A 16,085-nucleotide genomic window follows, 5' to 3' on the forward strand; every position below is an offset into this window, starting at 1 on the left:
TTTTTACACCTCTTGTGATAATTCTTCTAAATATTTTTTCAAAGCCTCCTGCCAAGCCGGAAGTGGTGAGAATCCGTTCACTACAAGTTTTTCTTTTGACAATCTTGAGTTTATTGGACGGGTAGCTTTTGTAGGATATTCTGCAGTTGTGATTGAATTAACTTTAACCTCTCTACCAGATTCCTTGAAAATAGCTTTAGCAAATTCCGCCCAAGAACAATATCCCTCATTTGTAGAATGATAGATTCCGTATTTTTCGCTCATTATCATTTCTATTAAAAGTTTTGCCAAATCATAAGTATATGTCGGTGAGCCAATTTGATCTCCTACTACATTTAATTCATTTCGAGTTTCGGATAGATTTAACATTGTACGAATAAAATTATTTCCATTTATCCCAAACACCCAGGAGATTCTAACGACGAACCATTTATTTATTAGACCTCGTACAATTTTTTCGCCTTCATATTTAGTTAAACCATAATAATTAATTGGATTAGGAGAATCATTTTCTGTAAAAGGTGTTTCACCTTGTCCGTTAAAAACATAATCAGTACTAATATACATAAATTTTGAATTGTGCTTTTTTGCAGCTCTAGCTAAATATTTAGTACCTTCTACGTTAACATTCCAGCAATTTTCTTTATCATCCTCGGCTTTGTCAACAGCAGTGTATGCTGCACAATGTATGATTGCATCCGGTTTTAATTCATTGATAAGATGATTCACATCTAATTCTTTAGTTATGTCTAGTTCTTCTCTTCCAACTCCGTACATGTTTAATCCAACCAGATTACCTACTTTAACTACATCGTAGCCTAATTGGCCGTTATAACCAGTAACTAAAATCTTCATTTTATTTAATCCTCATATTTAAAATTCATTTCAGCATCTTTCAATAAAGGCGCTATCTCATCCTTCTCTGATAAAACAGGTTTTATGTCTATAGGCCATTCAATTCCAATAGATGGATCATTCCAAATAATACCACGGTCACATTCTGGAGCGTACAATTCATCCACTTTATACTGTACCTCAACATCATCAGTAATGGTCATAAAACCATGTGCAAATCCTTTTGGAATAAGTAATTGTTTTTTATTTTCTGCAGATAACTCGATTCCAAACCATTGACCAAATGTTGGACTATCTTTACGTATATCAACTGCAACATCAAAAATTGCACCTCTTGTACAGCGTACTAATTTTGTTTGAGCCTTAGGATTTAGTTGATAATGTAATCCGCGTAATGTTCCTTTTATAGCGGAAAAAGATTGATTATCCTGTACAAAGATTAAATCGATGTCTAATTCTTTGAATTTAGAATCACTATATGTTTCCATAAACCAGCCACGGTGATCACCAAAAACCGTAGGCTCAATAATGTATAAATCTTTTATTAGCGTAGTTGTTTTCTTCATTAAATAGTTCCTCGCTTATTTGCATTAATATTTAATTTTTCCGCTGGCAACCTTCATTAAATATTGTCCATAACCTGTTTTACTTAAAGCTTCCCCAGCATCCCATAATTGCTCTTTACTAATCCATCCATTGATATAAGCAATTTCTTCTAGGGCTGCAATTTTAATACCTTGATGCTCTTCTACAGTTTGTACAAAGTTTGTAGCACCTACTAGACTTTGATGTGTTCCAGTATCTAACCATGTAAATCCTCTTCCAAGTAACGAAACTTCCAATTCACCCATTTTTAAGTATGCTTCATTAATAGAGGTAATTTCTAATTCTCCTCGCTTAGATGGCTTAACATTTTTTGCAATTTCAACAACTCGATTATCATAAAAATATAAACCAGTAATGGCGTAATTTGATTTTGGTTCACTTGGTTTTTCTTCTACGCTTAATACTTTTCCATTCTCATCGAATTCTACAACACCGAATCGCTCAGGATCATTTACATGATAACCAAATACAGTTGAACCACTTTCCTTATTTGCAGCATTTTGAAGAATTTTTCTCATGCCACTGCCGTAATAAATATTATCTCCTAGTATCATGGCTATTGATTCATTACCTATAAAATCTTCTCCTATAATAAAAGCTTGAGCTAAACCATCCGGGCTCGGTTGAACTTTATATTGTAAAGAAAGACCAAATTGTGATCCATCCCCTAAAAGAGCTTCAAAACGTGGTGTATCTTCTGGCGTAGAGATTATTAATATTTCTCTAATCCCTGCTAGCATTAATGTTGATAATGGATAATATATCATTGGTTTGTCATAAATTGGCAGTAATTGTTTACTTGTTACCATAGTAAGTGGATATAAACGAGTACCGCTCCCACCTGCTAAAATTATTCCTTTCATAAAAAAGCTCTCCTTATTCCTGTTCAAGTTTTTGATTATATCCAACCTTATATGCGATTAATCTGCTTGGTATATCTAAAAATAAAAATATAAATAATTCTTTAAACTTAATTTCTTTAAATAGTTTTGTTGCTACGAATTTAAGAAGCTTAATACCTTCACCGCTAGAACTATATTGGGATAATCTATCTTGAAATAACTTTTCGTATTTTCCTATTAATTTATATCTTGCAATATTCTCTTTTAAACTGAAATTGTGACTGTGGTATACGACACTTTTAGAGTTATATAGAATCGACTTCCCACTTTCAATTACGTTTAAAGCATAAGTAACATCTTCATTTGTTATGACATCAAAGTTATATCCACCTAATTGAAAAAAAACATCTCTTTTGGTTGCAGAAGATGCATCAGAGTAAAATATATTTTTTCTACCCCATTTTTTAATCGTCGAATCATTACAAAGTCGATCATTTTTTGGATAATTAAATTCTCTAATATAAGATTCCGTACTCGTTGCATTTGGGTAAGCAGTTTGTCGAGAATATGTTGCAACTATTGTATTATTTTTAGTTAATGGTTCAATTAAATTAGTTAACCACGTTTCATCAAACGGAAGTATATCTTGAGTAATAAATACAAGATATTCACCTTTCGATAATAATGCAGCTTCATGCCTTGTTCTACCATGGTTAAAATTATTAACTTCAAAAACAACGTCACATAATTCTTTCGCTAAACTTAAACTATTATCTTTTGATCTACTAACTGCAGCAATTATTTCAACTTCCATCACTGAACTCTGTGCTCGTAAAGATTTTATTAAATTTTTTAAATATTTTTCACCATTATAAATTGGAATAATAATAGAAATCCTCATCTAAATTCCACCTAATTATTATCAATTACTTTATTAAGTGCTTCTAAGTAGCCATATTCATTTTCATTATCTGGCTCTAGATACGTTCCTTCAGCCCATTCATTCCAAGCATTGATAAAAATGAATTCACTTTCAATGCTCTTAGCTCGTTCAACTTGAAGGTGATTAAACTTTCTAAATTTTTCTGTGGAAAAACCAGTCAGTACTAATCCTTTGTCCTTTTTTCGTGCTGTATTATCCCAATTCACAAAAGAGCCCAAGAAATGGTTTTCTCTTCTTTTTATTATTGGACGATTTATTATTGCATTCCAGACATCATCATAATTTACTTTATCTAAAAATAATTTCTTACCCATACCTAATTTAGTGAAAATATTTTTTCCGAGTTTATTATATACTCTCTTTACATTGGTTTTGACGTCCATATGATGTTTAAGTGTATACATAGGTTCAAATTCGATACTTGCATTGAATCCATTTACATACTTATTATCAAAAGATGTTAATGTTTCAACAAAGTAAATGCCCTCAAACCCTTTACTTAATGCCAATTCATTCCAATATTCAAGCATTTCCTCACAATGTTCTATTCCGCTTGGCCTATAAATTACAAAGACAGGTTTATTATCAATTCTTATATACCTATCATCAATAAAATAATCAAACAAACAATCAAAATGTTGTTTCCAATCTTGTTTATTACCATATTCTTGAGGCATTAATACTTCATTTAATTTTCCATCCCAACTTCTCGTCCAAGGTTCATTTGCCCAAGAAAGGCAAAAAGGAAAATCAATTTGTTTATTCTCTAAAAAGTTTATTATTGGTTTCTCTAATAGTCTCTTCCCATTAAACCAATAATGATAGAAACAAAAACCATATATTCCATATTTTTTAGCCAGCTCAACTTGCCATTCCATAGTTTCTACTTCACTTAAATCATAATAGTTTTCATCTAAAGGTGTTTTCGGTTGTTTGTGATTTTTAAAAAATGGTTCGGCTTTTTTTGTATTTACCCACTCAGTAAATCCTTTTCCCCACCAATTATTATTCTCTGGAATTTCGTGGAATTGAGGAAGATAAAAACTAATATACTTCATTTAATTTACATCCTTTATTATTTAATAAATAAAAATTAACTTTTCATTATCCCTTTTTCATTTTTAAGATATGCTTGTATTCCTCTTATTTTTAAAAATATTTTAGTAAGCTTTTCACTCTCAAATAGCAGTATTTTAAAAGTATCAAGAATTTCCCCAATGAAAAATTTTAAAATTTGCTTAGGAAATTTACGGTAATAAAACCTAGTTAGGTATAATAAATTTCTAACTGAATAATAATGTCGAACATTACTATAGTTATTTACATATAAGGATTTCCCAAAAATCCTTATTTTAATTTTGTTACCGTCATTGTGGTACAAATACACATTATTTAACTTTATTATTTCGTAATTTTGTTCAAGTACTCTAAAACAAAAGTCCGAATCAACATGATAAATAAAAAATTCTTCATTAAAAAAACCTATATCCTCAAAAACATTTATTTCAACAAAAGAACCTGATGTAATTAGAAAAGAAACATTTGAAATATCTTCAATAATGTGCTGGGTGCAATCCTTATATTTTTCTTCAATAGCAGTAGGTCCAATAATTCCAACTCTCCGAAACTTTGATAACTCTAAGTACTTGTCTTGAATATTTTTTAACATATTTATTGGTGCCTTACTATCTTGATCAAAGGTAATAATAAAATCCATTTTCATCTCTATTGCTTTTTTAATACCAATGTTAAGTGCTTTTGAAATCCCAAAATTACTGTTATTTTTAATTACTATTAAATTCAAGAATATTTTTTTTAATTCTTTAAAATAAATATCCGTTTCAAAGTTGGAGCCGTTATCTACAATAATTACTAGTTCCACTTGATTTGCATAAGTTCTAATATTTTCAAATAATTCACCATTAGGATTATAGGTTATAACAATCGCAGCTATTTTTTTCATATTTACTCCTTCATGCTTATAAATAATTTCTTAAAGAAGAAGTTAATTGAACACTTATATTAAATAATCTAATAAAGTATTATTTATAATTACTCATTAATTTATTGTGAATTAATTCAATCTTTTTAATACTTCCTTCATTTGTGAGCTCCATGTATATTCATTCATTGCAAACTTTCTAATAACTAACGAATTTGTTTTCTTTTTGTCAAGAAATTCTAAAACTTTACATATATCTAATGGAGTTTCATCTGGAGGAATTAACATAATAAAATCGGTATCTCTTGGATAGTATGAGTAATAATCCTCAATTACAACGGGTAATCCAGCAGCAAGATACTCTTTTGTTTTTAGTGGATCACCTTTTTCAATCCTATGAAGACCTAAACTGGATATTGCAATATCACATTCATTATAAATTTTTTGCAAATCATTAGTAGTTTTACTCCCGTGAAAAACTACATATTTTTCTAATTTATTTTCATTAATATATTTTACAAATTTTTCTTTCTCTTTACCTTCACCAACCAAATGCAATCTTATATCATTCATATAAGTTTCTTTATTACTATAATAATTCTTTAAGCCGATTAATATTCTATCAATACCATGCCAATGAAGCATTGTAGATACGCTTAATAAATTTACTTTACCGTTAAAAACTTTTTTCTTAACTAAATCAATTTGAGTTGGATCAATCCCATTAACCAAATTAATTGTATCAATGTTAAATACTCTGCCTTCGGGATAATTAAAAGTAATAACTTTATCAACATATTTTTTAATTAATTTAGAAAAATATAAACGGTCCAATAATAAATATGCTTTCATTTTTAAACTTTTTTCATTTTTAAATTCTGAATAATATGGAAAAGTTGGTATTTCTAATAAAACATGCTTATTTCTGTTCATTCGTTTTAATTTTTTTATAAATTTAAAACTAAAAGGTGAAAAAGGAGGATTATGTCTAATATAAAAACCGTCATAATCTGAAAATAAGTTAGAAGCAATTAATTTCTGATATACTTCAATATAATTCCTAGCATCACTTACAATTTTATTACCTAAATATACTTTATTTCCATCTAGGTATAATAAATCTATACTAATACCATTCTCTCTTAATCCAACAAGTTGTCCTTCGATTTTTTTTTTTATCCCCAGGTATTCTTTTGTTTTTAAATTAACTAATGCTATATACAAAAATTTCAATAAGTACTACTTCCTTTCAAATTCTTATTATTAGTAGGACTAATGAATATTTTATAAACTATTAGTACTGTGACAAACACTGGATATGCATATAAAATCTGAGCATTTATCCAACTTATATAATAATAATAAATAGGTGAAACAACTAGTAACATAAATAAGAAGCTTTTATGATTTCCATTCGATTTTTTAAATGCATTAAATATTTTCAAAAATACAATTACAGTTAGTATTACTAATATTAAAATACCAAATATACCTGCTTTGGCTCCAAACGTATAGAAAATATTATCAACATACCACCCTGTACTAACAACAAAACCTTGTGGATGATATAAGTCTAATCCTTTACCTAATCCATATCCAAATGGTTTTTTTTGTATTAACGTTAGGACTTGTTGATTCGTAACTTCTCTCATATTTATAGTTAAATTACCTTCTGAAAAAAAGCGATATTTCAACCTGTTTATTAATTCGAAATTTGAATTCCACAACATTATCCCAATAATAATAAAAGTAAAAATTGAAGACATTACAATTAAAATTCTTTTGTAAAACATCCTCTTAGATACTTTCAATGATGTTAGTTCTAACAAGATTACACCTATTAAAAATAGATAAACAACTATCAAAGATCTGCTCTGACTTATAAAAATTGCACAAGTTCCTAGTATGATACTAGATAAACTTAGAAGCATATCCATCTTATTTTTTAGCAAATAAATACTCATAATAACCGTAAGTACTATTGCAGTCGTGTTGTTAAACGTAACCCTGCCATCAAATTGTCCATTATATAGCACTGATAGTAGGCTTTTACCAAAAAGTTGCAAAGTTATTACTAATATCGAGTAAATTATTACAGATTTATTGAAAATAAATATAATTTCTTCCATAATCAATTTATTTTTCAACACCATTATAGATATAAATACTATTAGAAGATTAAAATAAAGTATTCCTTCTCCTAATATAAAAGAGGCAGAATTATTATTTAGTATTCCTTTTACTAAAATTACGATAAATAGAATAGAAAAGAAAAAAATGATTAAAAGTTCTCTATTAAAAACCACTTTCTTTTTAGTTAATACTATATAAAGTAATCTATGAATAATTAAAAGATACAAAGGAATAAAACTTGTATCTACCCGTCCTAATTGAATAAATAAAAATTGCTTAATTTCTACCTTATTAGGAATGGAAATAATTAATATCAAGAATAATGTAAATAATTCTTTAGTCTTTGACTTAAAGAAAAAGTAAATACTAAGTAAAGTTATAAATAGAAACATTTTTACCATCCCTTAAAATAATTAACCATTATTTCAACTAAAAATATCTAAATGTAAATGGTAGTAATTAACCATATATATTCAAATATGATTTTTTATATTAGCTGGTACTTAATCTACTACCGCATATGTTAAGATATCTCACTTATATTTTGTGCACCAGTTCAATCATCATGTCCAATTATTACTTCCTTCTCATAATGACCTCATTGATTAATTAGTTTACCAGTACTACTATATTTGGAGATTTCATTAAAATATGAACTTTGTATAAAACACAACAAATACCCCAAATAAATATTTGTGTAATGTGTTGAGGACTTAGATCCTAAGTTACTTGGTATATAATAAAATTTTATATATTTTTTTATTTCTTGAAACTCTAAATTTATTCATAATTGGGGAATTGTGACAAACTTCCATATTATCTATAAATTTCTTCATTAATTTCTTTCCATACGTTTATAAAACTAAACGATTCTATTTTTTTTAAGTTTGATAATAGAATTTTTTATTATTTCTTTATAGAGAATTATCAAAGTCATCAAATTTATCGACCCTAAAATAAAAAATATCCAATTAAAAGTATTAAAACTCGCATATAATGCAAATACACAAGTTAATAAAGTCATTGTGTACATTTTAGTTAACTGATAATTTAACTTATATAGATTTTTTGAGATTAAGGTTCTAACTGTGAAAAAAACTATATAAGCTATACCGGTTGAAATTGCAGCACCCACTGCACCGTATATTGGTACTAAAATTAAATTTCCTAAAACATTTATAATAGCTGAAGATAAAGCCACCCATATATGATAATTAGTTTTTTTCATAAAATTAATTCCGTTGACAGTAGTTTCTGAAATTGTATACATTAAAGGCATAAATACTAGAAAAGGCATAATGAAACTGGCTTGCCTATACTCTGTTCCTAAAAGATATACTACAAAATCTTTAATAAATATCAGACCAATACTTATTAAAAACATTATGACTATTACGATTTGACTTGCATCTTCGAAAAATTTTTTATCATTAGGATCAATTTTATATCTTTCATAAGCTACAGGAACCCAAAAAGTAGTAAATGCAGTCTGCAATGCATTCAATAGTGCGATTATCGAAAAAGCTGCAGAATAAACTCCTAATTCTGTCGATCCTTTATAATAATTAATAAATAATCTATCTGTAGATTGAAATAACCATGTAAGCAAGAAAGTAAATACTAAAGGTATCCCGTATTTTAGTAATTCATCATTAGTTATTTTCAGTTCAATTTTTTTTATATTCTTAAAATCCCAATATTCACGTTCTTTCCAAATAGCTATAATAGTAACGAAAATATTCGATAAAACACTTGCATTAATTAAAGTCAAAAATCCTTTATTTAAGGGAATAAATAGAATTACAATCAATACAATATTAGATAGTTTTTGGTAAATTTGTAATAAAGAAAATAATTTACCCTTTTGTTGCATTCTTACTACCAACAAAGCATATCTGTTTAAAAGCATAAATAAATTATTCAATACCATTAATATTAGTATTTGGTAATTAAAAATCCCGAATAGCCTTATCGAAATAAAATTTGAAAATATTATAATTAAAATTGAAAAAACAGAACATGCTGCTATTGAAATTTTCAAGATATTAAAAAGTAATTTTTTTCTGTTTCCAGGAGTTTCTTCATAAAAATATCGCACAAATGAATTGTCAAGTCCTAGTAAAATAATGAGATTACTAACATTTGCGAATAATGTAAACATAGAAAATTTACCAAAATTTTCAGGGTTAATTAATCGTGTAGTCAATGGAGATGAAATAAAGCCCAATAAAAGGGTTATCCCACTTCCAATCGCATATTGGAAAAATTTTTCAACTAAATTTTTATTATTGTTCATTTGCTGTTCCCTTACTTGTACTAATAATAACCTCTATCTCTCTCGTAATTGTAGCTTCTTTCCCACATTTCTTTTTAATATCTTCGCTTGCTTGTTTAGATATTTTTTGAAATAAATCAGGATTTCTATATACTTCTAAAATAGAATCAGCTAATTCTTTATAATTATTTGAAAGCAGACCACTTACATTGTTCTCAACAAATTCTGGTATTGCAGTATTATTTGATGTAGCAACGACTAAACCACTCGCCATCGCTTCACACATTGAAACTCCTTGGGAGTCTTGCCTTGTTGGACACAAAAAGATCCCAAATTCCTTGTGTAAATTTGAAATATCATTTTGTTTTAGAAATTTATTATTGCAAATAACATTAGGAAAGTTTGCAAGTTTTTTAGTCAACTTCTTATAATACTTACCTTTCCCATAAATACAAAATTCCATATCATTAAATTCTTTATGTTTACTTAGTTCAATAATTGATTTAACTGCTATATCATTCGCATATTTTCTTGATACAAAAGGTCTAATTAGAAGTATTTTCTTTCTTTGTTCACTAGATTTTGGTATATAAGTAAATAAATCAGTATTTATTACATTATGAACTACGTCTGCTTTATAAAAATCAATACCAATATCCCTTGCTGCGACATTTTTTATCCATTCAGAAACAAAAATAAAAGAAACAGCTCTTTTTTTCATTTTTTGAACAAAGTTTTTATAAGAATTCAATTGAATTCTGTTCCAATTAATGTATCTAAGGAATTCAAAATTCGTGAATTCAAACCATCTACGATACCATCTAATTACTTCAAATAGATGAACCCAAATTACAATTGGAATATCCTTTTCTAATTTATATAATAATTCAATTATCGATTTTATTAAAAAATGTATTAGTAGTCGATCAACATCATTTTCTTTTATATGTTTTAAAAATAATTCTTCATTTCCACTGTAAACAGTTATCCCTTCAAATTCATAAATATGAACTTTATCCATACTTTGATTCAAAATCCAGATATCAGTTTTATAACCATTTTCCAAATAACTTCTTACCCTCTGGTGGACAAATGCATTTCTATATAGATCTTCGTCACTAGGATATCCATCAGTTAGTAACATAAATTTCAATCTGTTTCACTCCTTAACCAAAAAATTAATCCTCTAATATTGATGATAAACAAATTCTTAGAAACATGATTAGATAGACTAACTTTCTAAAGTAGCCAAATTTGTAAAAGTAATATCCTTAAATTTCCCGAGTTTTATTATTAGAATACAAACGAAATCTTTAATTTCTTCCACTTTTTTCTAATACAGAATAATATTTAGTAAATTAATAAGCTCCTTTTCTTAATGCCACATTAATAATAGTTAACATCAAAATCTTAATATCAAATAAAAAAGACTGATTATATACATAATATAGTTCTAAGTCAACTCGTTCTGGATAAATCACTTCACTTCGACCACTAGCTGCCCAATATCCAGTAATACCAGGTTTTACTGATAAAAGTTCATGTTGTTTATATTCGTACTCTTTTAGTTCCTCTTCGACAACTGGACGTGGGCCAACAAGGCTCATCTCACCTTTTAATACATTAATAAACTGTGGAATCTCATCTATACTTGTTTTACGCAAAAATGCTCCTAATTTAGTAATACGCGGATCTTCTTCTGGCTCCAATTTATAGTTATTTGCTATATATTTAGAGTATAATTTTTTATTAGTTTTTAACTTTTCTTCAGCATTAACAACCATTGAACGATATTTGTAAATATAAAAAACTTTACCGTTTTTCCCCACTCGTTTTTGTTTAAAAAAGATAGGACCTTTATTTTCGCCGAACAAATAAATGAATGAAATAAATATTAACGTAAGTCCTAGGAATAATACCCCAACTAAGGCTCCACAGATGTCCAAAGTTCGCTTTCCAAATAAATAAAAATTATTTAATTTTTTCAGTCTAGTTTTTGGAACAACTGAATTATAATTAACTTTTACAAGTTGTGTATCTGGCATTAACTCTCTCTCCTCAATAAATAATAAAACCTCATAAAGAAGTTTTTTATAATTTTTTCATTTTCTTTACAAAATTTCTTTATTGTTTTATAAGGTCTCTTTTTAATATTTCATCCATTAACTTTAATAAATCATTGCGTAACTCACCATTTTTTAATGCCATTTCAATCGTTGTCTGAATAAATCCAAACTTCTCTCCAACATCAAAACGTCTACCTTCAAAATCATAAGCAAATACTCGTTGAATCTTGTTTAGTGCTTGAATCGCATCCGTTAATTGAATTTCATTTCCAGCCCCACGCTTTTGTTCGTCTAAGAACATAAAAATTTCTGGTGTTAAAATATAACGTCCCATAATTGCTAAATTAGATGGTGCAGTACCAGGTGCAGGTTTTTCAACAAAGTCACTTACTCCATATCTTCTTCCTTCATTAATAGATGGATCAATAATACCGTAACGATGTGTTTGATTATCTAACACTTGTTGTACACCAATTACTGAAGAGTGCGTGTTCTCATATTCATCCATTAGTTGGCGTAAGCAGGGTTTACCATCTTCGTTTTGAACAATATCGTCACCAAGTAAAACAGCAAATGGTTCATTACCAATAAATTTACGCGCACACCATACAGCATGCCCAAGACCAAGTGGCTCTTTTTGACGAATGTAATGAATATCAACTTGTGATGGAGCTTGAACTTCTTTTAAAATATCGTACTTTTTCTTTTCTAATAAATTTTGTTCCAATTCGAAAGCATTGTCGAAATGATCTTCAATTGCTCTTTTGCCTTTTCCAGTTACAATGATAATATCTTCAATTCCTGATTCGATTGCTTCTTCAATAATATATTGAATAGTAGGTTTATCTACTATTGGAAGCATTTCTTTCGGAAGTGCCTTGGTAGCTGGTAAGAACCTTGTTCCTAAACCAGCTGCTGGAATAATCGCTTTTCTTACTTTTTTCATAATACCCTCCAATGTTTCTAACCAAATTTTAATGTTAACTTCAAAATAGATCGATTCCATCTATAATCCTTATAGAATTACACATGGAATCGTACTATATGTATAATCTGGGCATCTAACCCATCCTCACACCGTACTCTTGACGACTCGCGTCTAAGGAAGACAAACGTTTGCCTTCCCACAGTACAGCCGAGTACCTCCATTGATAGTGGTAAGGAGATATCACCATTAAACGTTTTTTAAAGAAATAGGCTAAAAATTGACTTCTTTTTTACTGGTTTCGGTGATTCTGGATAAATCACTCTGCCATCGAGTAATGCTTCAGCATTCTCTCGAAACTCAAAAACTTTATGACTACCGTATCTTTTTTCAATCTCATTGAAAGCATCTTGTAAATAGAACCCTCTTGATGTTGTATTATGCGCATCCGATGCAATGAAATGTGTAAGATTCGCTTCGATCAATTGTCTAGAAAACTGTTGGATGTTTTTCCCGAATTTTCCAACTAAACTAGACGCTGTTAATTGAGTTAGTGCACCTTTTTCGACTAAATTAAGTAGAACATCTGGATTTTTCATTAGATCAGTATTTCGTTCAGGGTGTACAATAATTGGAACTTTTTTTTCTAATTGTAAGTCATAAAATAATTTCTCTGTGTAACGAGGAACATGATTAGACGGAAATTCGACTAAAACATACTTATTGCCGAGCGTAAGGATTTCATCCCTTTTAATGTCTTCGATTAAGTCACCATACGCTCTTACTTCTTGACCTGCTAGGATTTGAAGTGGAATTTGTGCTTCATTAAGTTGATTTTGTAAATCAATTACCAAGTGTTCGATATCTTCTTTATCATTAATGTATTTTCCATTTTGATGGTGAGGTGAAGCAACGATTGTTCTTACACCTTCATCTACTGCAGATCGAGCCATCGAAAGTGAATCTTCCATTGTTTTTGCTCCGTCATCTACCCCAGGTAAAATATGACAATGTATATCAATCATTTGCTTTCACCATAATAATAGTAGGTATTGTTTTTATCTTGAGGTACTCCATTTAAAACGGCACCTAAAATTTTAGCACCTACTCGATCTAATAATTCTTTCGATTTTTTAACATTCTCTTTTTCTGCATGTCCGCTACGTATAACTAACACGACACCATCACACTCTTTTGCAAGTATTTGAGCATCAGTCACCGCTAGGATAGGTGGCATATCAAATAACACTACATCAAAATCTTGTTTACATTCTTGGATAAATCGCTTCATTGCTTTTGATGAAAGTAATTCAGATGGATTTGGTGGAATCGGACCAGATGTAACAACAGACAAATTTTTAACCTTCGTTTCTTGAGCAACCATACCCACTGATAGTCCTTTTGTAAGCGCTGAAGTCAGTCCTTCGTAGTTCTCAAGCTGAAATGTATAATGCGTTGTTGGTTTACGTAAGTCAGCGTCGATTAATAAGACTTTCTTTTCTTGATTTGCAAATGTTACAGCTAAATTAGAGATTGTTGTAGATTTCCCTTCACCAGGACTAGAAGAAGTCACCAGTATTGTAGAGATTTCAGTATCGATTGCTGAAAATTGAATGTTTGTACGAATTGTTCGGAATTGTTCTGATGTTGGCGATTTTGGTTCAGTATGAGTAATTAAATTACGATTTTTACCGCTAAATTGTTTTTTCTTACTTTTAAGCATTCTTTACCTCTCCCTTCAAACCAACTCTTTGAAGACTATTTGCTCTTTTTGGCGCGTCCATTTCAGTAATTACACCTAATACAGAAATACCTAAAAGATCTTCAATATCTTTTTCTGTTTTAATTGTGTTGTCAATAAATTCAATTAAGAACGCAAGTCCTACTCCAACCATTAATCCAACTACTACAGCTATCGCTATGTTAAGCTTTGGATTAGGCTTAATTGGTGCAGGATGATCTGCTAATTCTGCTTTTGCTAAAATACTTACATTATCAACACTCATGATATTTCCAATTTCTTTTTGAAATACTATAGCAATCGTGTTTGCAATATCACGTGCCATTTTTGGGTTTTTATCTTGAACTGATACAGTAAAAACTTGAGAATTTTGTTTAGCTTCAACTGTAATTTGACCATTTAATTGATCCATCGTTGTATTTAAATCTAATTCCTTAATCACTTTATCTAAAATAACTGGACTTTTAATAATTTCGTTATAAGTGTTAATCAACTGTACATTAGTTTGAACTTCATTATATTGATATACATCACCAGCCGATTTTTTCTGATTAACTAAAAGCTGTGTTGAAGATTGAAAAATCGGTGTTAGGACAAAAAAACTAACCACTCCTGCAACCATTGCTGCTATAGCAACACATAAAACAATTAAAGTCATTCGCTTTTTAAGTACATTTAATAAATCCTTTATATTAATTGTTTCTTCCATTTTTATCCTCCATTAAGAACGTATTTATATTAAAACTTCTTTTCATTTGTAAAAAATAAATTTCGTTTGTTTTTTTAGTACGTTGGATATTATACCACTATTAATCTAGCAAATTAAGGAAAACATTCATATTTTGTACACCTTTTTTTAAAATAAGGATTTTGGTAACGAAATCTATTAAATTCAAAGTTTTCAGAAGGTATATATACCTATGATTTTTGGTTCATATCTTTCATTATTTCATTATACGACACATAATGTCGAAATTAACATAGGTAATTTTTATCAGAGAAAAAAATTATCTTAAAATAATGATTAATTAAAGATTAGCCTTTAGTAAATGGAATATTTTTCAAAAAACCGAACTGAAAATCATATCAATATAATATAGAATTTAAAATTCATTTTAGTTTGTTAAAATTTAAAATTAAATGAATTTAATTAATATTTTTAATATGTTTGTAAAAAAAATCCTAAATATTACTTTTTCCCTATGATTGCTCAAGCTAACTGAAAATTTTTATAATAGTGAATCACTAAATACAATTTGAAATAATTTCTTACAGAATTATAAGAATTAGTCTATAAAGATTAACTTCTTCAATATTTTTGGTAGTATTTTACAACCTCAAAGTAATTTAGCTTTTTAATATGTATAGATTTATATCCCACTGAACTCCCCCTTTTGCTTAGATTTTATCTCACATCTCTCGAAATTTATATTAAGTCCCCTTTCATCTATAGGAACAAAGGGGTTTATATCGTGTATCAATGAAAGACTAAATTCTTTAAATATGTATCAAATCGCTTGAAGCATAAAACCATCAAAACATCGCGGACATTTATCTTGATATTACCGAAAAAAAAAAGAAGAGACGAACTAAAAAAGTTCGCCCCCTACACTAAAGGTAATTTCAACTTAGCACAAACCTTTGACATGACACCGATTTGGCAAGGTATGAATTCCCCTAAAACCTTTGATAAGCAAAGGATTTTTATATACTATCCAATAGACCCTTCCATCTTATACCTGAATATGAAAGGTTTT

At 28.8% G+C, this 16,085-nt stretch carries 15 protein-coding genes; all 15 read right to left on the reverse strand.

Annotated elements, in window-relative coordinates:
- Positions 1–3: 3 nt before the first annotated feature.
- The 15 genes from rfbD to ABEY15_RS04030 all read right to left on the reverse strand — a co-directional run bounded on the left by rfbD (position 4) and on the right by ABEY15_RS04030 (position 15,037).
- Entirely contained in the window at positions 4–855 is an 852-nt protein-coding gene (gene rfbD, locus ABEY15_RS03960) for a dTDP-4-dehydrorhamnose reductase (RefSeq protein WP_429888591.1), read from the reverse strand.
- 5 nt (positions 856–860) lie between these two features.
- On the reverse strand, positions 861–1,421 hold the full coding sequence (gene rfbC / locus ABEY15_RS03965; RefSeq protein ID WP_429888593.1) for a dTDP-4-dehydrorhamnose 3,5-epimerase: 561 nt from the start codon (positions 1,419–1,421) through the stop codon (positions 861–863).
- A gap of 24 nt (positions 1,422–1,445) precedes the next feature.
- Positions 1,446–2,324, reverse strand: a complete 879-nt coding sequence (gene rfbA, locus ABEY15_RS03970; protein WP_429888594.1) for a glucose-1-phosphate thymidylyltransferase RfbA — start codon at positions 2,322–2,324, stop codon at positions 1,446–1,448.
- A 13-nt stretch (positions 2,325–2,337) separates the two neighbouring features.
- On the reverse strand, positions 2,338–3,204 hold the full coding sequence (locus ABEY15_RS03975) for a glycosyltransferase family 2 protein (RefSeq protein WP_429888595.1): 867 nt from the start codon (positions 3,202–3,204) through the stop codon (positions 2,338–2,340).
- Between the two features lie 11 nt (positions 3,205–3,215).
- Positions 3,216–4,304 carry a glycosyltransferase WbsX family protein gene (locus ABEY15_RS03980; protein WP_429888597.1) on the reverse strand — a complete coding sequence of 363 codons (1,089 nt, stop codon included), beginning with the start codon at positions 4,302–4,304 and terminating at the stop codon, positions 3,216–3,218.
- 35 nt (positions 4,305–4,339) lie between these two features.
- Entirely contained in the window at positions 4,340–5,209 is an 870-nt protein-coding gene (locus ABEY15_RS03985) for a glycosyltransferase family 2 protein (protein ID WP_429888599.1), read from the reverse strand.
- A gap of 111 nt (positions 5,210–5,320) precedes the next feature.
- A complete protein-coding gene (locus ABEY15_RS03990; protein WP_429888600.1) occupies positions 5,321–6,421 on the reverse strand; it encodes a glycosyltransferase in 1,101 nt (366 codons plus the stop codon).
- Positions 6,418–7,713 carry an O-antigen ligase family protein gene (locus ABEY15_RS03995; RefSeq protein ID WP_429888602.1) on the reverse strand — a complete coding sequence of 432 codons (1,296 nt, stop codon included), beginning with the start codon at positions 7,711–7,713 and terminating at the stop codon, positions 6,418–6,420. Before ABEY15_RS03995 ends, ABEY15_RS03990 begins: the two co-directional genes overlap by 4 nt.
- Positions 7,714–8,183: 470 nt before the next feature.
- On the reverse strand, positions 8,184–9,617 hold the full coding sequence (locus ABEY15_RS04000; protein WP_429888604.1) for a lipopolysaccharide biosynthesis protein: 1,434 nt from the start codon (positions 9,615–9,617) through the stop codon (positions 8,184–8,186).
- Positions 9,607–10,740 carry a glycosyltransferase family 4 protein gene (locus tag ABEY15_RS04005; protein WP_429888842.1) on the reverse strand — a complete coding sequence of 378 codons (1,134 nt, stop codon included), beginning with the start codon at positions 10,738–10,740 and terminating at the stop codon, positions 9,607–9,609. Before ABEY15_RS04005 ends, ABEY15_RS04000 begins: the two co-directional genes overlap by 11 nt.
- A 214-nt stretch (positions 10,741–10,954) precedes the next feature.
- Complete coding sequence (locus ABEY15_RS04010; protein WP_429888844.1) at positions 10,955–11,659, reverse strand: sugar transferase; 705 nt, start codon at positions 11,657–11,659, stop codon at positions 10,955–10,957.
- Positions 11,660–11,720: 61 nt separating this feature from the next.
- A complete protein-coding gene (gene galU / locus ABEY15_RS04015; protein ID WP_429888605.1) occupies positions 11,721–12,608 on the reverse strand; it encodes a UTP--glucose-1-phosphate uridylyltransferase GalU in 888 nt (295 codons plus the stop codon).
- A 239-nt stretch (positions 12,609–12,847) separates the two neighbouring features.
- Positions 12,848–13,612 (reverse strand): tyrosine-protein phosphatase, encoded by a 765-nt coding sequence (locus tag ABEY15_RS04020; protein ID WP_429888606.1) that lies wholly within the window; start codon positions 13,610–13,612, stop codon positions 12,848–12,850.
- A complete protein-coding gene (locus ABEY15_RS04025) occupies positions 13,609–14,310 on the reverse strand; it encodes a CpsD/CapB family tyrosine-protein kinase (protein WP_429888607.1) in 702 nt (233 codons plus the stop codon). The genes ABEY15_RS04020 and ABEY15_RS04025 overlap by 4 nt, the downstream gene beginning before the upstream one ends.
- The gene (locus ABEY15_RS04030) at positions 14,303–15,037 is read right to left on the reverse strand and encodes a YveK family protein (RefSeq protein ID WP_429888608.1); all 735 of its coding nucleotides are present in this window, start codon (positions 15,035–15,037) and stop codon (positions 14,303–14,305) included. Before ABEY15_RS04030 ends, ABEY15_RS04025 begins: the two co-directional genes overlap by 8 nt.
- Positions 15,038–16,085 lie beyond the last annotated feature (1,048 nt).

The sequence above is a fragment of the Gottfriedia acidiceleris genome, assembly GCF_050457485.1.
GTDB lineage: Bacteria > Bacillota > Bacilli > Bacillales > Bacillaceae_G > Gottfriedia > Gottfriedia acidiceleris_D.